The following is a 16,902-nucleotide window of genomic DNA, read 5'->3' on the forward strand; positions in this document are numbered from 1 at the left end:
CCCGCCCAAGCAAACGCTTCTGTGCAAGCCGACGAAACGCATCAAAGCAAAGTCGTGGGGAACGGCTCGTGAACTTCGATTTGATGGCGGATGGAAACCGATTGGCCCTGCCGTCTCGGTTTACAACGTGTGCGACTACGCGTTGCTGGCGAGCCAACAGATCGTCTGCCACTTTCACGAAGACACATCGGCGTACTTGACGATTGGTTGCCGTTGCTGCGATGGCAGCAGTAGCTCGAGCAGCTCATCAAGCTCCAGCAGTTCGTCGAGTTCAGGTTCCAGCAGCAGTTCTAGCAGCGATTCTTCTTCGAGCAGTTCTTCATCGTCGCCCTCGTCATCATCTTCATCCTCGTCATCGGGAAGCTCATCAAGCAGCAGTGGCTCGTCGAGTAGTTCGAGCATGAGCAGCTCAAGCTCATCGAGCATGTCGTCGAGTTCCAGCAGTTCTCTGTCCTCCTCCAGTAGCAGTTCTTCAGGTTCTAGTTCGTCGAGCAGCGGATCACCCTCCTCGTCGTCCGGCAGCCCGTCGTCTTCGTCGTCATCAAGCAGTGGTTCGTCATCGAGCAGCCCGTCGTCGTCATCAAAGTCGTCGTCGAGTAGTCAATCATCCTCCGACTCTTCGTCATCCAACAGCAGCGATTCTTCCGTTAGTTCGTCCGCATCTAGCAGCAGCGAATCGAGCGACAGTTCAAAGTCTTCATCGAGCAGCGACAGCAGTAGTCAATCGAGCGATTCGTCGGACAGTAGCGATTCAAGCACATCGACAAGTCTGCCGAGCGTAAGCAGTTCATCCAGCTCCGATGGTTCATCGTCAGCATCGAGCGATTCATCCGGAAGTTCATCAATTTCTCAATCAAGCGATTCATCCAACAGCGAGTCCAGTGACTCGAGCGATTCGACCAGTCTGCCCAGCGTCAGTGGTTCATCAAGCTCCGATGGGTCGTCGTCCGGATCGAGTGATTCGTCAAATAGTTCGTCCAATTCCCAGTCCAGCGACTCATCGACAAGCGAATCGAGTGATTCCAGTACGTCGATCAGCATGCCAAGTGCGTCCGCGTCCAGTTCATCGGCAAGTGCGTCTTCGTCGAGCGATTCACATTCAAGCGACTCAGGTTCGTCGAGCGATTCGTCCGCCTCACAATCGAGTGAATCAACCAGCACGCCATCCATTAGCAGTTCGCAATCGTCCGCATCCGAGAGTGTGTCTTCCGCTAGCGAATCATCGACATCTGAATCCAGCCAGTCTGAATCAAGCACATCCGAAAGTGAATCACGTAGCGAGTCCGGATCGGAGAGTGCGCCTTCGTACAGTTGGAATTCGTCGACAAGCAGCCAAAGCGACTCTGAATCAAGCGGTTCCGAATCGGAATCCCAATCGCAATCAACGTCCGATTCCACATCGCAATCGGCAAGCGAGTCGGGAAGCGAATCCCAAAGTGAATCCCAAAGCGAATCAAGCATCGACCGAAGTTCGGACTCACAAAGCTACTCAGCGAGTGCTTCAGCATCGTACTCGGACAGCGCCTCCGCCAGCGAAAGCCAAAGTGGTTCTGCATCAGGCAGTGAATCAGGGTCAGGCAGCACAAGTGCATCCGAATCAGATAGCCGCAGCGGATCTGCTTCCGATTCACGATCAACGAGCGGGTCGGAATCCGGGAGTGACTCACGAAGTGATGACTCCACCAGCGTGCCTACATCATCCAGCGTCTCTGAATCCGATTCAACATCGCGGTCGACGAGTGATTCGGGCTCAGAAGGCTCTGACAGTGATCGGCCAAGTGCGAGCGACGATCCTAGCGTCGGTGATTCATCTGGAAGCGATAGCGATCAACCATCCGAAAGCAACGACTCGACATCCGGCTCAGACCCACCCAGCGACGGCTCCGATCGACCCAGCGAAAGTGCGTCCGATAGCAGCGACGGCTCCGATCGGCCGAGCGAAAGCGATTCAACCGAGGAACCTTCCGAAGACAGCAGCGGATCAAGTGAACCTTGCAACAGCACCTGGATTTGGTCGTGCGGTTGGGAATTGGTGAGCAGTGATTGTGAAGACCCTGGCGATCCACCGAGTTCGTCTGGTTCATTCGATGGAGCAGTAGCGGGGATGACAGCATGATGCATTGCCCACATCTGACACCTGACAACCAATGCGAAGTGGCGTGCCAACTCGCTGGATGCCGCGTGCAAACGACTCCGGCCGCCTGTAACGCATGCCAAACCAACGACAACCCGTGCGCGATCAACGTCGTCACGATCGGCATGGCATTGGTCAACAAGAAGCGGCGCAAACAAGACATCACCGAGTTGGAAGCACTGCTTCGCAACTACATGCCGGACGACGATCTGATGCCGGCGACGTTGAAGATGAGCAGCTACCGGCCAGGCCCCGGCAACGAACTGAAAAAGATGATCGCTTGGTTTGCCAAGCCGAGCGAAACGTGCAACTGCGAAACCCGCGTCGACACGATGAACGACTGGGGTGCCGATGGATGCCGCCGAAACATTGACACGATCGTCGATTGGTTACTCGAAGAAGCCCAAGCAAGAGGACTCCCGCATGGAAGGTTTACCGCCACAGTCGCCCGCAGTCTCGTCAGCACTGCCATCCGCAAGTACGAGCGAAAATTCCCCGAAGGGGCACCCGAACCAGACCAAGACGATCCGGAGGACGAATTCGATCGTTGAACGTTGCTTCTTGATGAACCTCGATCGACGCGATGATCGGCTGCGTGACTGGATGCGGCAGCTTCCCGATCCGTGGCCGTTCCCCGAACCCGAACGGTTCACCGCGATCGACGGCCGTCGCGTGGCCACGCCCCCGCAGTGGCGGGCTGGGAACGGAGCGTGGGGGTGCTACCGATCTCACTTACTGATTCTCGAAAAGTGTTTGCTCGAACACATCGACTCGTATGTCGTCTTTGAAGACGACGCCGGTTTCGGCGATGACTTTTGCGAACGACTGCAGCAGTTCATTGCGGAATTGCCGGCTGACTGGGGCATGGCGTATCTCGGCGGCCAACATTTATACGCCGGCAAGAACCCGCCGTACAAGGTCAGCGAACACGTCTATCGTCCGTACAACGTGAATCGCACGCACGCGTTCATGGTGCGAGGACGCGAGGCGATGAAAACACTCTATCGTCATTTGACTTGGAACGATTGGCACACCAAGCATCATATCGACCATCACCTCGGTCGATTGATCCAGCGCCGTTACCAGGCACTCGTGCAAGGTAAGAACATCCAAAAGGAATCCATTGCGGTTTACACGCCCGATCGCTGGCTCGTTGGACAACTGCCGACCAAGTCAAATATCTGCGGTCGCAAATGGAGTCAAACGCGGTTCTTCAATGACGCCAAGAACGCGGACCATTCGGACGCACCGTTCTTTGCGGTCCTCGGCCCGCACCGCGCCGGCACGTCGTGTGTCGCAATGGTGATGCATCACCTGGGCGTTCACATGGGCAACCAACTCGGCGGCTACGAAGCGACCGGAGGCGGCGAGGCAGTTGGACTGGCACAGCTTTGCGAAAAGGTGATGCGTTTCCCGGCTACCGATCCGAATGTTAGCGACGACCAACTGACTCAAATGCTCAAGTCGTGGATCGTTAGCCGCAAATCGGAAGCCAATCGCGACAAGACAGTCGCTGGAGCGAAGTATCCGCACTTGTGTCGGTTCGTGACTCACCTTCACGCGGGGCTTGGTGATTCACTGCGAATCATCTCTGTCGAACGAGATATCGAGGCGTCGATTCGATCGCTGCAAAACCGAAGCGAGAAACACCGTGGCCAGTGGTTCGCGGCGAACGACGAGGACTGTGAGGTTCTGCAACGCAGTCTCCGCGACCACCGAGACAACTTCATCTCCGAGCATCCCGACGTGCCGGTGTTCCGGATCGAATTCGCCGAGTTGGTGACGTATCCCGAGGAAGTGATTGGCAATCTCATCGAGTTCCTCGGCATCACGCCGACCCAGGATGAAATCCAGTCGGCAATCGAACACGTCAATCCAGATCTTCGGAAGTTTGGGTGAGCACTATGTCGAATAGCATTTCAACGGCAGACATCACCTTCTGCATCAAGACGATTCACCGGCCTTGGTCCTGCCATCGGCTGGTCCAGTCGCTGCGCGAGCAAATCGCCGACCCGACCATTGTCGTCGTCGATGACGGTCGCCCCGAACTTCGCTTCAGCGAGAAGTATCCCGAAACCGCCAAGCATTGCGAGGTCATCAATCTCGATCGGCACGATGTGGGCGTCGGAGTCGGACGCAATGCAGCGATCGACGCGGCGCAGACCGAGTACATCTTTCTGCTCGACGACGATCACGTAATCACCGCTGATTTCCAAATCGACCGCGTCTGCGAGTACTTCGTAGACCACGAACTCGACATCCTCGCAGTGCGCCAAGGAGGAGGCGGTCGGCCAACCATGCTCTCACCGTTGATGAACGGTAAACGCATCTGGATGCACCGCGGTGAAAAGAAGCGAGTTGGCTCGGTCGCCTGGTGCGACATGGTCAGCAACGCATTCCTCGCTCGCAGGGAGACGATCGCGACGCTCCGTTGGGACGAAGCCCTGAAGACGTACGAGCACTGGGAGTTCTTCTACCGGGCGAGCCACCTAGCCAAGCTGCAAATTGCGGTCGCCACCGATTGTTCCGTCGTCCACGCCCATGTTGCCGGAACCGGCTACCGCGATTTGCGTGGGCGATCGAAGTTCCGTGCGATGGGACTTCGTAAACACGGTTTCCATTCATTGCGCTATCCAGGAGGTCAAATCGTCCGTGCGTAATCAAGCCACCTTCTGCATAAAAACGATTCACCGTCCACATTGCTGTGCGGCACTCGTTCGCAGCATTTACGAACACTATGGCGACGACCGTCCGCTGATCCACGTCCTCGATGACGGCAAACCGGAACTGCGATTCTCGGCCGTTTGTCCAGACGAAGCCGCCATGGTCGATCGACTAATCGAGACCGAGTACGACATTGGTCTATCGGCCGGTCGCAACAGACTGCTCGATATTGGCGACACGCCGATCGTTATCTTCGCCGATGACGATCATCTCGTGACGAATCAAACGCGATTGCCAGAGCTGATCGCGACGCTCAATAAACATCACGATCTCGATCTGCTGGCGGCGCTCAGCAACAACGAAGAGCGTCCTCGCATGTTACGTGTCGACGGCAGAACCCTGCGTATCGCCTTCGGAAGCTACCGACAGCGGCGTTCGATTCGCTGGTGCCATTACGTCGGCAACTGCTTTGTTGCCTATCGCGACATTCTGCAAGCGATCCGCTGGGACGAGTCACTCAAGGTCGAAGAGCACTGGGACTTCTTTTGGCGAGCAAAGATCGCCGGAATGAACGTCGCAGTCGATCTAAATCACTCGTTCAAACATGAGCACGTCGACCCGCCCGGCTATCAACGACGGCGACCGGAGTTCTTGAAAGCCGGTTTGGACAAACACGGACTGGAGAAAGTTGTATGGAAATGAAACGAGTGATTGCGGTCCTCGACTTGCCACCACGGCGAGCATCGCAGAACGTACGAGAAAGCTATGAGGCTGCCGCGAAACGATGGGGCGCGGAGGTGCTTTGGATTGACGATCACCTTCAACCCGTGCATCCATTCTGGCAGAAGATGTTTGTCTGCGATCACGTGCATCAAGAGTTCGGGCCGGCGCACGTGCTGCAACTAGACAACGACATGTTGATCCGATCGGACTGTCCTTCGCCGTTTGATCTGCTGACCCCGAAGCAATTCGGAATGGTTGCCGAGCGTCAATCAGCCAATAATCGGATCGACAATGGAGGTTGGCAGCAGCGGGCGCAAGAGATTTGGGCGAAGCGATGCGGTGTGCGGCCGGCACCGACATGGCTGCATCCGAACGGTGGACTCTATCTGTATGGCTCAGAAATGTATGGGCCGATGTTCGCTCGCATCATTAGGCATTTGATTCCGACGTGGGGTGCCAGCGATCAGGCCACCGACGAGTCGTTGATCGTCAACCAACTTTACAACGACCATCCGGGCTACATCAAATTCTTGCCGCCCGATTTCAACGTCAGCATGGTCTACTCGCCTGCCTGGGCCATCAATCCGGTCATGCAATCTTACGTCTACCATTTTGTTGGGCGATCAAAGGCTCACATTGATGAATGTCATTGGCGACGACGTGATCCACCGGAGCTACCGTTTCCAGGCAACGCTCAAACGCAAGAACTGATTCAGCTATGGAGAGACGATCCGCCGGCCGAATACGACATCGGCTCGATCTTCACTCCACAACTTGCCGCGAACCTGCTTGCCATCTATCCGAATTTGGTTGTCACTGGCCAGTGGTCAGACGAGCCATACCAATTGGATCGACGGATGCTCAGTCATACGGAAACCGGTTCGTCGCATTTGGTGCTAACCCGCTTTCTGTTGCAGCTAGGCATCAACGCTCGACGCTTTCGACTTCGCGTTAAGGAGGACAACAATGCAACGACACAACTTGCCAGCACTTGAGTATCACCTAGCGCACGGTTGCAATTTGTCTTGTCAGCAATGCAGCCACTACAGCGACCACCATTTGCGCGGCGCGATGCCCACGATCGAGCAAGCCGATGCCGATTACCAGAAGTGGTCGCATCGTCTGAAGCTGACTCGGTTCGCGTTGCTCGGTGGCGAGCCTCTATTGAATCCCGCCATTTTGGAACACATCAAGCTCGCTAGGCAGCATTGGGACAGCGACTTGATGCTCGTTACCAACGGATTCTTTCTACATCGGTTTCCCGAACTGCCGAAAGTGCTCGTGGAAACGCACTGTCGACTCGAAGTCAGCCAGCACGGAGCGCACGCCGAATATGTCAAACGCTTTCGCGAAGTCAAACACCTGGTTTGGCGCTGGCGAGAACAGTTTCCCGGCATTCGCATCAAGATTCGACAATCGCACCGCGGCTGGATGCGTCAGTACAAGGTAGCGAATGGCAAACCAATGCCGTTCAACTCCAGGCCCAACGCCGCGTTCAAAGTCTGCATGCAGAAAACCTGTGCACAGCTCTACGAAGGCAAGCTTTGGAAATGTCCCGCGCTGGCCTACTTTGCCAAGCTCGAATCCAAGCTGCGTCTACATGAATTGCCGCAGTGGCAACTCTTCCGCGACTACCAAGCGTGTTCACAAGACGCCACGGATGAAGAACTGCAAGCCTTCATCGAAACCAAATCCATTCCGCAGTGCGGATTATGCCCCAGCAAACGCACCGCATTCTCCCATCCCGATCCTCTGCAACGGAGTGCCCTGCAATGACGTATCCTTCCGACTATCCGGAAATGCCGCCTTACCCATTCGTCCCGCCGTTTGATCCGCCCGGCAGCGAACCACCCTACGATCCCGAGGAAGACGACGACGGTCCAATCATTCTCACTCCGCCGCCATTGCCACCACCGCCGGTGTGGCCCGACGACTATCCGCCAGGCACTCCCGATCCCGGCCCGCGTCCGCCTTGGTGGCCAGACGATTACCCTTGGCCGCCGCCTCCCGAAGAACCGGTGGTGATCGAGTCACCGCCGCCGATTCACGTTTGGCCGCGACTGCCGCCGGACCATCCCTATCACGTCCCGCCGGGTTACTCTGCGCCAGACAACCTTCCGCCAGGTCACCCCGGCGAAGCCTATCCTGGTATGCCCGATTATCCCGTCGTTCATCCCGGAGACTGGGGCGACGATTGGCCGAGCTATCCAGGCATCCTCGACGAGTGACCGCCGACCGTTGACGAAAACGAATAGCGTTACTCTACCAAGGCAATAAACAAAACGCCGGCGTCCCACATCGGGGCGTCGGCGTTTTGTGCGTTTTGGGATTTCGGCTGGTGCTACGCCGCCATCGACGAACAGCTCTCGTGGCACTTGCGGCAGCATTCGACGCACTTGTCCATATTTCCGACCTTCTCACAGCTGTCGGCGCAGGCCTTGCAAATCGCTGCGCAAGCTTTGCAGTAGTGCGCATGGTGATCGCTATTGCGGCTCATGAAGTCGACGCAGGCAGCACAGGCCGCGATGCAGTCGAGCATCAGCTTGACGTGCGTTTGCTCGACGTGGTCGCCGCCTTCGGACAGGCAATGACTGGTCAGCATGTCAGCACAGGTCGTTTGGCACTCTTGGCAGTTTTCGATGCACTCTTTCATGGATGCGGTTGCGGTACTCATTCGTTTCTCCTTTAGAAATTGTTGTTACGGCCCCGTTGCCGCTGCATTAGCGGTATGCAACTTGCATACCACTACGGGGTATATTGGAGAATGACTTTTTGACAGCCTGGAGAAATCATGGACCACGATAAGAAACACGAGTCGTCCTTGCCGGTCGCCGATCCGTCAACGCAGATCGACCCGGTTTGTGGAATGACCGTTTCGGCGGATAGTCCACGATCGGCTGAGTTTGGTGGCAAGAACTACGTTTTTTGCAGCGACGGATGCTTGAAAAAGTTCCAAGATGATCCTGCAGAGTTTAGTAAGGAGTCGGGAGTTGGGAGTGAGGAGAAAGCCGAACACTCATGCTGTGGATCCAAGACGACCAAATCGAACGGTCATCACTCAACGCTCCCCTCTCCCAACTCCCAGACTCTTTTCACCTGTCCAATGCACCCAGAAGTCGAGCAGGTCGGCCCCGGCGACTGCCCGATTTGTGGGATGGACTTGGAGCCGAAGGTCGTCTCGTTGGATGAAGAGGGTGAAGATAAACAATACGCCGACATGAAACGTCGCTTTTGGGTTGGCGTTGCGTTGTCGGTGCCATTGCTCGTGATCGCGATGGGGCCGATGGTCGGATTGCGGGTCGCGGATTGGATGAGCCAGACGGTGTTTGGCTGGGTGCAGTTGGCTCTGGCGACGCCAGTTGTGTTCTGGTGCGGATGGCCCTTGTTGGTTCGCGGAGCCAAGTCGTTTCGCACGATGAACTTGAACATGTTCTCGTTGATCGCCGTGGGAACATTGGCGGCATATCTGTTCAGTTTGGTCGTTGTGTTGCTTCCCGGTGTGATCCCAGAAGCCTTCTTCGAGAACGGTGTTCCACCTCTCTATTTTGAAGCCGCGGCGGTGATCATCACCTTGGTGTTGCTCGGGCAAGTATTGGAGCTGCGAGCACGACAGCAGACGGGCGGAGCGATTCGGGAACTCATGAAGCTTGCGCCCGAGACGGCACACCGAATCACAGACGATGGCGAGGAAGATGTCTCGCTCGATTCAGTCCACAAGGGCGATCGGCTGCGAGTACGACCTGGCGAGAAAGTTCCGGTCGATGGGAAAGTTCTTAGCGGGTCGAGCAGCGTCGATGAGTCAATGTTGACGGGCGAGCCGATGCCGGTGAAGAAGGCGGAAGGTGACGAAATCACGGGCGGAACGTTGAACCAGACTGGTGCGCTCGTCATGGAAGCTGTCGGTGTTGGCGGGGACACGGTTCTGAACCGCATCGTGCAAATGGTTGCGGACGCACAGCGGAGTCGTGCTCCGATTCAGAAACTGGTCGATGTGGTCGCGCGTTACTTTGTGCCGGCGGTGATCGTTTGTTCGATGGCAGCGTTCATCGGCTGGGCGGTGTTTGGTCCAGAGCCGCAACTGGCTCATGCGTTCGTAGCGGCCGTTGCGGTGTTGATCATTGCTTGCCCGTGTGCGTTGGGGCTGGCGACGCCGATGTCCGTGATGGTGGGTGTTGGCCGAGGAGCGAAGGAAGGCGTGCTGATCAAGAACGCTGAAGTCCTCGAAGTCATGGAGAAGGTTGACACGATTGTTGTCGACAAGACAGGCACACTGACGCAGGGACGACCGGAAGTGACGGGTGTCGAGACGTTTGCTGACTGGAATGAGAACGATGTGTTGACGTTGGCTTCTGCTGTCGAAGCACAGAGCGAGCATCCGTTGGCTCAGGCGGTCGTTCGCCGAGCGAAGGCGGATGAGTTGCAGCTTGTGGAGGCGAGTGAATTCAATAGTATAACCGGTGGTGGCGTTCGCGCTCGCGTCGATGATCATGATGTGTTGATTGGCAAGGCTGACTTGTTGGACGAACAAGGCATCGAGGGCGTTGATGCGGGGCGAGACAAAGCGGGATCGCATCAGGTCGAAGGTGCGACGGTTGTGTTCGTGGCGATCGACAACAAGCTGGCGGCAATTCTCGCCATCACTGACCCGATCAAGCAAAGCACGCCTGCAGCGCTAAAGACGTTGCATGAACTGGGGTTGAGAGTGGTGATGTTGACCGGCGATGCCGAACCGACCGCGAAAGCCGTCGCATCCAAACTGGGCATCGACGAATTTCATGCTGGGGTTTCGCCCGAGGAAAAGCATGACTTCGTTCGCAAGCTGAAGCAGGAAGGCAAGACAATTGCGATGTGTGGCGATGGGATCAACGACGCTCCTGCACTTGCCGAAGCGAACGTTGGCATCGCCATGGGCACCGGGACGGGCGTTGCGATTGAGTCTGCCGGTGTCACGCTTGTCGGTGGCGATCTTCGCGGTGTGGCTGCGGCGGCAAACTTGAGTCGCAAAACGATGAGCAACATTCGTCAGAACTTGTTTTTCGCTTTCATCTACAACACCCTGGGAATTCCGGTCGCAGCTGGGTTGCTGTATCCGATCTTCGGCGTGTTGCTCAGCCCCATGATTGCAGCAGCAGCGATGAGTTTTAGCAGTGTGTCGGTGATTGCGAATGCGTTGAGATTGCGGGCAGCCAAGCTCACGTAGTTCCGGTTGGTCGATTTGCGACCAGCGCATAGGCTCGGTAGACCGTACAACTGAACCCCTTTTCGCAAATGACTTCCAGAAAGTTCACTGCAAACATACCCCTCGCAGGTATCTAGCCGATCTGAAAAGCAAGCCAACATGCCGCTGCTCAGATCAAAGGAGTGATTTCAGTGCGATCGTTTTTGTTCAAGTCCGGACTATCAGTCATTGCGACTGCCGGAATTTTTTGTACCGCTGCCAGTGCCCAAATGCCTTCGATTGGTAACACGGCTTCGGCGATCGGTCGCACATTCACGCCTCCACCACCTGTGCCATCGGCACCCTACGGTTTAGATCAGCTCGATCCAAGCGGGCCACTATTTCCCGGTGTTCGCATCGACGGCAGCGACTTCGGTAGCGCGCCAGCTCCTGTTTACGTCGACGGCGAAATGATCTCGGAGACGTTCCCAACGGAAACAGAAGTCCAAGGATACAGGCTAGATGATTTCCTGACTCTGGCGGCTCAGAACAATCCCACGATCCGTCAAGCTCGACTGCAGATTTCAGCACAGACCGCCAAGGCATTGCAGGCAGGTTTGTACCCCAACCCGACTCTGAACTACATCGGCGAACAGATCGGAGTTGATGTCGAAGGCGACAAGGATTCGCCGGGCGAGTTTCAGGGTATGACAGTGAGTCAACGTTTTGTCACTGCCGGCAAGCTAAAATTGAGTCGTGAAAAATACATGCGCCGTGCTCATATCTCCGAACACCTCGCGATGGCTCAACAGTTCCGCGTCTGCAATGACGTGCGGATTCACTTCTTCCGAGCGTTAGCGGCTCGCGAAATCGTCGAGCTGCGAAAGGAGCTGTTGAAAACGGCCGAAGATGGTGCTGTCACTGCACGCGAGCTTTACAACCAAGGCCAAGCAACACGTCCACAAGTTCGCAAATCGAGCATTGCGTTGCAGCGGGCGAGGCTAGACGTGTTGTCCGCAGAGAATCACTACCGCGAATCATTTCGACGGTTGGTTGCGATCGTTGGTGTCGACTTGACCGACGGTGTCGTGTCCGGCGAGCTGATGCCGCAAGGTGAACCGCTTTCTTATCAGGAGGCGATGTCTTTGGTGCTGACGGAAAGCCCAGAACTTGCCGCCGCCCGAGCGAAGTTGGCGGCGGACCGCGTCACCGTCAGACGTGAACAAGTCGAGTGGGTTCCGGACATCGTTGCCGAAGGCGGAGCCGGATACAACTTCGAGGCCAAAGAAACCACGGCAGCGGCCGGAGTCTCGATCGAATTGCCTGTGTTTGATCGGAACCAGGGCACCATTCGCCAAGCCCAACTGGATTATCGCCGGCAACAAGAAGAGATTCGCCGCACCGAGTTGATGCTGCAGCAGCAGATGGCCAACGTCTACCAACAGTATTTGACGGCACTGCAAATCGCGACGGAATACGATCGGGTGATCATTCCCGAAGCCGAATTGGCCTATCAAGAATTGCTCGAAAGCTACAAAGCGAACCGAGTTGATTGGCCGACGGTACTGGACGCACAGATGGATTACTTCGATTCACGTTTGACCCGAGTCCAACATCTCGAACAAGTCCGCACGAACGAAGTTCTCGTCAGAGGCTACCTGTTGCACGGCGGTTTGATGGCAGCCCCTGGTCCAACGCCACCAGGTCACATCGACGCCGTTGCGAAGCCTCGTTAATCAACGCTTCGTCGTCACCAACATCCATTCACATTAAGCAGTCTCAATCTCATGCCCAGTCCAGAAGATCGTCGTAAGTTTTTGAAAGTAGGCTCGTTCGCCGCAGCAACTGGTTTCGTTGGCAATTTGCTGGGACGCGATGCCAACGCGCAAGAACCCATGCAGCACAGCGGCATGAAGCAACACGACAACATGCCGCAGCCAATCGGCAACGCCTCGGCTCGCCCTGAAATCCCGGCCTCATCGGAGGTCGCCGCGGAATACGAGGGATTCTCTCGCTTCAAACCCAGTCGCGGTCTCGATCCAGACTCGGACTATTACATCGGCAAGCTGGTTCCAGGGTTTCGCAAGGCTTCCGATGGCCCCGCGCCATTTGAGGCTCCCGACATCCCAACGTTGCCCTACAAGATGGACAACGGTGTGAAGGTGTTTGAACTTGTGCCGATGGCAGTTCAGCAAGAGTTTCATCCTGGCGTGAAGATGAACGTCTACGGCTACAACGGAAGCATGCCCGGCCCGACGATCGAAGTCACTCAAGGCGATCGAGTTCGCATCGTTGTCACCAACGAACTGCCGGAAGATACGTTCGTGCATTGGCACGGTTTTGAGCTGCCCGTTCAGTATGACGGAGCCGCCACGTTGACACAGAACCCCATCAAGCCTGGAAAGACGAAGGTCTTTGAGTTCGACATCCATGAAGAAGGCACGTTTTTCTATCACTCGCATGTTGCGATGCAAGAAGCGTTTGGGCAAGTCGGATGGTTCATCGTCCATCCCAAGAGAGTCTTCGACCCGCCGGTGGATCGCGATTTTGGATTGCTGTTTCAGAACTTTCATATTCCGCCGACGCACACGATTAGCGATTCGTGGTCGATGGACTGGAATTGGCACACGATCAACGGCAAGAGTGGCCCCTACACGACACCGCTTGTATGCAAACATGGCGAGCGTGTTCGTGTGCGACTGTTGAACTTCGCCCCGATGCAACACCATCCGATCCACCTGCATGGGCATACGTTTTGGGTGACCAGTCACGAAGGGGCTCGCATTCCCAAGAGTGCCTGGGTTCCACGCAACAACGAATTGGTCGGTGTCGCTCAGGCTTCGAGCTTCGAGTTCATCGCCAACAACCCCGGCGATTGGATTTTCCATTGTCACATGATTCACCACATGATGAACCACATGGTCAAACAAGTGGGACCGCGAATGCGCGATGACGCTTCGGTCGATCAGTACCTCGCGAATCTCAGCAGCCGCCCGCAGGTCGACGCTTCACGAAGTGACAAATTTGCGACGCCAGGCTACCCACAGAAGATGCAGGGCATGGAGATGTCCGAGGATTTTATGAACGCGATTTGGAGCCGAAAGGAAGTTCGCGGAATGCGAGCGAACTATGCGATGTCGGTCAAAGGATTGATGACCGTGCTGCGAGTTCTGCCAGACGATCTGTATGAGTTGGTAATGAACAGCGACCAGCCGGTTGAAAAGGGAGCGGTATTCGCTGAAATCGTTCGTCGTTTCGGTGACCCCGGTAAGTACGAAGCTGCGCCCAGGATGATGATGTGAAGCGGACTAACTGCGGAGCCGTTTAGAGGCTAAAATCGGGAACTCCGCGAAACCAACCTGACTAAAAGTCTCCACGAATGCTGACCGACGACGAGAAAAAGAAGCTCAACAACCGACTTCGACGTGTCATCGGACAAGTCGAAGCGGTTGGTCGTATGATCGAGGATGAGGAATACTGCGTCGATATCCTTATGCAGTTGTCCGCCGCGACGGGAGCACTCAACAAAGTCGGCCAGATCGTCCTAGAGCAGCACATCCGATCCTGCGTCAGCGAGGCGATCAAGAGTGGCAGTGCCAAGGACCGCGACGAGAAGATCGAAGAGCTGATGACAGTCTTTCGGAAGTACGGCGAGTGAGTTATTAACGCGATGAATTGGTTCCTGACTACTGGTGGGTTTCTGGTGACCTGCCTTGGCGTCTGGGAAACCTTCATGGCAGTTCTGCATCCTCGTGCGACGGTTGGCCCGATCACGAAAGGCATCAATCGTGGCTTTCACTTTTTAGTCCGAACGCGAATGTTCGCTCATCCGCGAGTTGTGGTTTACTGCGGACCGGCGTTGATAGCGACGCAGGTGTTGTGTTGGGCGACGCTACTGTTGCTTGGAGTCAGCCTGATCGTATGGCCTCAGCTCGGCACGGGCATCACGGCAACCGGACTGACACCGACGGATACGGATTTTGCAATCGCGGTGTATTACGCTGGTTTCACGATCACCACTCTGGGTGTGGGCGACTTGGTGCCGCGAACGCCAGCAATGCAGTTCTTGACAATCACCGCTGCCGGCTTGGGGTTCAGCTTCTTTACGCTCGTGTTGGCTTATGTCATTTCGGTCTATTCAACCCTGGCCCGTCGCAACCAGTTTGCCAACGAAATTGAGTATCGCACCGGACGAACGGGCGACAGCTTTGGCTATTTGCGAGCGTATCTGACCGGGAACGATCCTTCGTTAGTCAACCAAGACCTATACACGATGTCGTCGAACATGGCGGACTTGTTGGAGTCGCATCATTTCTATCCGGTCCTGCATTACTTTCGATTTAGCGAACCGCGGTATGCAATGAGCCGAATGCTGAGATTCTGCCTGGAGGTATCTTCGATGATGCGAGCGGTGCGGCAAGTCGATGCGGCCAAGCTCCCCGCCAGCTCCGAGGCTGTTGATCGGCTTTGGCACGCTAGCATGCAGATGCTGGAGGAGACCAAACGGCATTTCGTGATCTGTCACTCGACGCATGACGCGCCCGACCCACGGTTGGCGATCGAGATTTCACCGTTGATCGGCGACTCTGACGATTTATTGGACCAGCTAAAAGCTGCCTTTGTCGATCAGCAATCCGAGTGGCTTCACGACCTGAACGCGCTAGCCGTTTGCACCAGAAGCGAACCCCGAAAAGAATCCTGAAATCTTTTCACGAAGTCGTGAAGAAGCGTCGGGGCCGTGCATCCAAAGAGCATCAAAGAAGAGATTCCCTCAGTGGGAGTCCTCTGAAAGCTCTTGGAACTGTCCGCCATGAACCGTCGTCACACCAATGCTGCCACTCGATTGTTTGCTGCTTTTGCAGTGATCGCGGTGCTGTTGGCGTCCTCACCGGCCGCCCGAGCAGGATCAAACGACGCGAAGCCTTGCCTTCATGCGTGCTGCCAACCGCAGCATGTCGGGCACGGCTGCTGTGACAGTGATCCTTTGCACGAATGTCCCGCGATGGCTTCGTGTGAATTAACGGTTTGGCTGCCGCCGAGAACTTCCACCAACGATCTGACGCCTCGCGGTTTGGACCGCAGTGACTTCTTACGGATTGACTGGAGGACGGAGTCGGTCGCACTCGTGCGGTCGGTCTCGTTGGTTCATCCTAGCTCTCTGATTGATTGGCACATTCGTCTTCAGATTTAGCAGTCGTCTCTGCTTCGACTTGCGAAGCCAGACCAAGTCAAAAATGAAGATGTCTCTGTTCCCCAATCGGTGCATGTCGATGTCGGCTGCGCCATCAATCCTGGAGTTTCCAAAATGTTAGCGACTGTATTCCCTGCTGTTTTGTTTGCCGTTTCGCTGGTCCCTGCTGGTGATGTTGGCACCGCCGCATCGGCTGAGCCGACGTGTTGTGCCAAGCATGCATACTGCTGCACCGTCCAAGCGGCGTGCTGTGGAAAACAAGCGGAAACGACAGCAACCACTGACGAAGTGGCCGGCGCAACTTCTCAACCCACCTGCTGTGCCAAGCGTGCCTATTGCTGTTCGGTAAACGCACGATGCTGTGGGAAGCACGCTGGAACGAACGCGGCAACCAGCGACATTGCCAGCTCGGCAGGTAAACCGACCTGTTGTGCAAAGCGAGCGTACTGCTGCAGCGTCGGTGCGGCCTGCTGCGGAAAAGGATCGGTAAGTGCAACGGAAGCAAAATTGGCTGAACTCAGCTAATCGCGTCTGATTCCGTTCGATCTCATATCGGCCGGACGAGCCTAAAAAACTCGCCCGGCTTTTCTCTGTTAGGTTGCCGTGATGGAAGCGTTCAAATACCGATGGCATCAGCTGCCGATCAGCCGGCAACTGCTTGTCCTCGTCAATGCGATTCTCTTTGGGTTTGTCGTTCTGTTTCTTCTCGTTGACTACCGCGTGAGGATGGATCGGCATTTGAACGAGAAGCAGATCGCGTTGACCGAAGAAGCGAAAACGATGTACGAATCGCTGTTGGTCGCTGAACCTCACGGCGGCGAGGCGATTCAAAATCTGGTCGACAACGTCTGCGCTCGAATGAATACTGACGATTCGCCCGGTCACCATATTGCTGCGGATTGGCGAGGGCTTCCGTACCAAGCTGTCTCGCATGGGCATGCTTCCGACGAAATGCTCCTGGCAATGCGGTCGGCTGCTGATTCAACCCTCTCCAGATCAAACGCTACCGGCGCGCTCGTTGTCGGGTCTTTC

General features: G+C 55.9%; 16 protein-coding genes. 12 read left to right on the plus strand and 4 right to left on the minus strand.

Features of this window, described 5'->3' with window-relative positions:
- Positions 1-174: 174 nt before the first annotated feature.
- Both Mal65_RS06535 and Mal65_RS06540 read right to left on the minus strand, forming a co-directional pair.
- Entirely contained in the window at positions 175-426 is a 252-nt protein-coding gene (locus Mal65_RS06535) for a hypothetical protein (protein ID WP_145295076.1), read from the minus strand.
- Between the two features lie 423 nt (positions 427-849).
- Complete coding sequence (locus Mal65_RS06540; protein ID WP_145295080.1) at positions 850-1,461, minus strand: hypothetical protein; 612 nt, start codon at positions 1,459-1,461, stop codon at positions 850-852.
- A 651-nt stretch (positions 1,462-2,112) separates the two neighbouring features.
- On the opposite strand from Mal65_RS06540, the gene Mal65_RS06545 reads away from it, so the two are divergent.
- The 7 genes from Mal65_RS06545 to Mal65_RS06575 are packed head-to-tail and all read left to right on the plus strand — an operon-like array spanning position 2,113 to position 7,749.
- Entirely contained in the window at positions 2,113-2,685 is a 573-nt protein-coding gene (locus Mal65_RS06545; RefSeq protein WP_145295083.1) for a hypothetical protein, read from the plus strand.
- 13 nt (positions 2,686-2,698) lie between these two features.
- Positions 2,699-4,033: a glycosyltransferase family 25 protein gene (locus tag Mal65_RS06550; protein WP_145295086.1), complete on the plus strand. Its 1,335-nt coding sequence runs from the start codon at positions 2,699-2,701 to the stop codon at positions 4,031-4,033.
- A gap of 5 nt (positions 4,034-4,038) precedes the next feature.
- The gene (locus Mal65_RS27600) at positions 4,039-4,794 is read left to right on the plus strand and encodes a glycosyltransferase family 2 protein (RefSeq protein ID WP_196784619.1); all 756 of its coding nucleotides are present in this window, start codon (positions 4,039-4,041) and stop codon (positions 4,792-4,794) included.
- Entirely contained in the window at positions 4,787-5,500 is a 714-nt protein-coding gene (locus Mal65_RS06560; protein WP_145295090.1) for a glycosyltransferase, read from the plus strand. Before Mal65_RS27600 ends, Mal65_RS06560 begins: the two co-directional genes overlap by 8 nt.
- Positions 5,491-6,516, plus strand: coding sequence for a hypothetical protein (locus Mal65_RS06565; RefSeq protein ID WP_145295093.1), 1,026 nt, complete (start codon positions 5,491-5,493; stop codon positions 6,514-6,516). Before Mal65_RS06560 ends, Mal65_RS06565 begins: the two co-directional genes overlap by 10 nt.
- Entirely contained in the window at positions 6,488-7,297 is an 810-nt protein-coding gene (locus tag Mal65_RS06570) for a radical SAM protein (protein WP_145295095.1), read from the plus strand. Before Mal65_RS06565 ends, Mal65_RS06570 begins: the two co-directional genes overlap by 29 nt.
- Positions 7,294-7,749, plus strand: a complete 456-nt coding sequence (locus tag Mal65_RS06575; protein ID WP_145295098.1) for a hypothetical protein — start codon at positions 7,294-7,296, stop codon at positions 7,747-7,749. Before Mal65_RS06570 ends, Mal65_RS06575 begins: the two co-directional genes overlap by 4 nt.
- Positions 7,750-7,862: 113 nt before the next feature.
- Here Mal65_RS06575 and Mal65_RS06580 read toward each other — a convergent pair whose 3' ends face one another.
- Positions 7,863-8,195 (minus strand): four-helix bundle copper-binding protein, encoded by a 333-nt coding sequence (locus Mal65_RS06580; RefSeq protein WP_145295101.1) that lies wholly within the window; start codon positions 8,193-8,195, stop codon positions 7,863-7,865.
- Positions 8,196-8,312: 117 nt separating this feature from the next.
- On the opposite strand from Mal65_RS06580, the gene Mal65_RS06585 reads away from it, so the two are divergent.
- The 5 genes from Mal65_RS06585 to Mal65_RS06605 all read left to right on the plus strand — a co-directional run bounded on the left by Mal65_RS06585 (position 8,313) and on the right by Mal65_RS06605 (position 15,381).
- Positions 8,313-10,721 carry a heavy metal translocating P-type ATPase gene (locus Mal65_RS06585; RefSeq protein ID WP_145295103.1) on the plus strand — a complete coding sequence of 803 codons (2,409 nt, stop codon included), beginning with the start codon at positions 8,313-8,315 and terminating at the stop codon, positions 10,719-10,721.
- Between the two features lie 428 nt (positions 10,722-11,149).
- Positions 11,150-12,415: a TolC family protein gene (locus Mal65_RS06590; protein WP_231131299.1), complete on the plus strand. Its 1,266-nt coding sequence runs from the start codon at positions 11,150-11,152 to the stop codon at positions 12,413-12,415.
- A 51-nt stretch (positions 12,416-12,466) separates the two neighbouring features.
- Complete coding sequence (locus Mal65_RS06595; protein ID WP_145295106.1) at positions 12,467-13,981, plus strand: copper oxidase; 1,515 nt, start codon at positions 12,467-12,469, stop codon at positions 13,979-13,981.
- 77 nt (positions 13,982-14,058) lie between these two features.
- Positions 14,059-14,337 carry a metal-sensitive transcriptional regulator gene (locus Mal65_RS06600; protein ID WP_145295109.1) on the plus strand — a complete coding sequence of 93 codons (279 nt, stop codon included), beginning with the start codon at positions 14,059-14,061 and terminating at the stop codon, positions 14,335-14,337.
- A 75-nt stretch (positions 14,338-14,412) separates the two neighbouring features.
- Positions 14,413-15,381, plus strand: coding sequence for a potassium channel family protein (locus Mal65_RS06605; protein WP_145295112.1), 969 nt, complete (start codon positions 14,413-14,415; stop codon positions 15,379-15,381).
- 606 nt (positions 15,382-15,987) lie between these two features.
- On the opposite strand, the gene Mal65_RS26955 is transcribed toward Mal65_RS06605, so the two are convergent.
- A complete protein-coding gene (locus Mal65_RS26955) occupies positions 15,988-16,803 on the minus strand; it encodes a hypothetical protein (protein ID WP_196784622.1) in 816 nt (271 codons plus the stop codon).
- Between the last annotated feature and the right edge of the window lie 99 nt (positions 16,804-16,902).

Origin of the sequence: Crateriforma conspicua (genome assembly GCF_007752935.1) — a bacterium.
GTDB classification, from domain to species: domain Bacteria; phylum Planctomycetota; class Planctomycetia; order Pirellulales; family Pirellulaceae; genus Crateriforma; species Crateriforma conspicua.

Excerpts from the sequence above, each read along its gene's own strand:
- Mal65_RS06535 (WP_145295076.1), bottom strand. The coding sequence starts at position 426 with ATGCTCGATGAGCTTGAGCTGCTCATGCTCGAACTACTCGACGAGCCA.
- Mal65_RS06540 (WP_145295080.1), bottom strand. The coding sequence starts at position 1,461 with ATGCTTGATTCGCTTTGGGATTCACTTTGGGATTCGCTTCCCGACTCG.
- Mal65_RS06545 (WP_145295083.1), top strand. The coding sequence starts at position 2,113 with ATGATGCATTGCCCACATCTGACACCTGACAACCAATGCGAAGTGGCG.
- Mal65_RS06550 (WP_145295086.1), top strand. The coding sequence starts at position 2,699 with ATGAACCTCGATCGACGCGATGATCGGCTGCGTGACTGGATGCGGCAG.
- Mal65_RS27600 (WP_196784619.1), top strand. The coding sequence starts at position 4,039 with ATGTCGAATAGCATTTCAACGGCAGACATCACCTTCTGCATCAAGACG.
- Mal65_RS06565 (WP_145295093.1), top strand. The coding sequence starts at position 5,491 with ATGGAAATGAAACGAGTGATTGCGGTCCTCGACTTGCCACCACGGCGA.
- Mal65_RS06570 (WP_145295095.1), top strand. The coding sequence starts at position 6,488 with ATGCAACGACACAACTTGCCAGCACTTGAGTATCACCTAGCGCACGGT.
- Mal65_RS06575 (WP_145295098.1), top strand. The coding sequence starts at position 7,294 with ATGACGTATCCTTCCGACTATCCGGAAATGCCGCCTTACCCATTCGTC.
- Mal65_RS06580 (WP_145295101.1), bottom strand. The coding sequence starts at position 8,195 with ATGAGTACCGCAACCGCATCCATGAAAGAGTGCATCGAAAACTGCCAA.
- Mal65_RS06585 (WP_145295103.1), top strand. The coding sequence starts at position 8,313 with ATGGACCACGATAAGAAACACGAGTCGTCCTTGCCGGTCGCCGATCCG.
- Mal65_RS06590 (WP_231131299.1), top strand. The coding sequence starts at position 11,150 with ATGATCTCGGAGACGTTCCCAACGGAAACAGAAGTCCAAGGATACAGG.
- Mal65_RS06595 (WP_145295106.1), top strand. The coding sequence starts at position 12,467 with ATGCCCAGTCCAGAAGATCGTCGTAAGTTTTTGAAAGTAGGCTCGTTC.
- Mal65_RS06600 (WP_145295109.1), top strand. The coding sequence starts at position 14,059 with ATGCTGACCGACGACGAGAAAAAGAAGCTCAACAACCGACTTCGACGT.
- Mal65_RS06605 (WP_145295112.1), top strand. The coding sequence starts at position 14,413 with ATGGCAGTTCTGCATCCTCGTGCGACGGTTGGCCCGATCACGAAAGGC.
- Mal65_RS26955 (WP_196784622.1), bottom strand. The coding sequence starts at position 16,803 with ATGCGAGACAGCTTGGTACGGAAGCCCTCGCCAATCCGCAGCAATATG.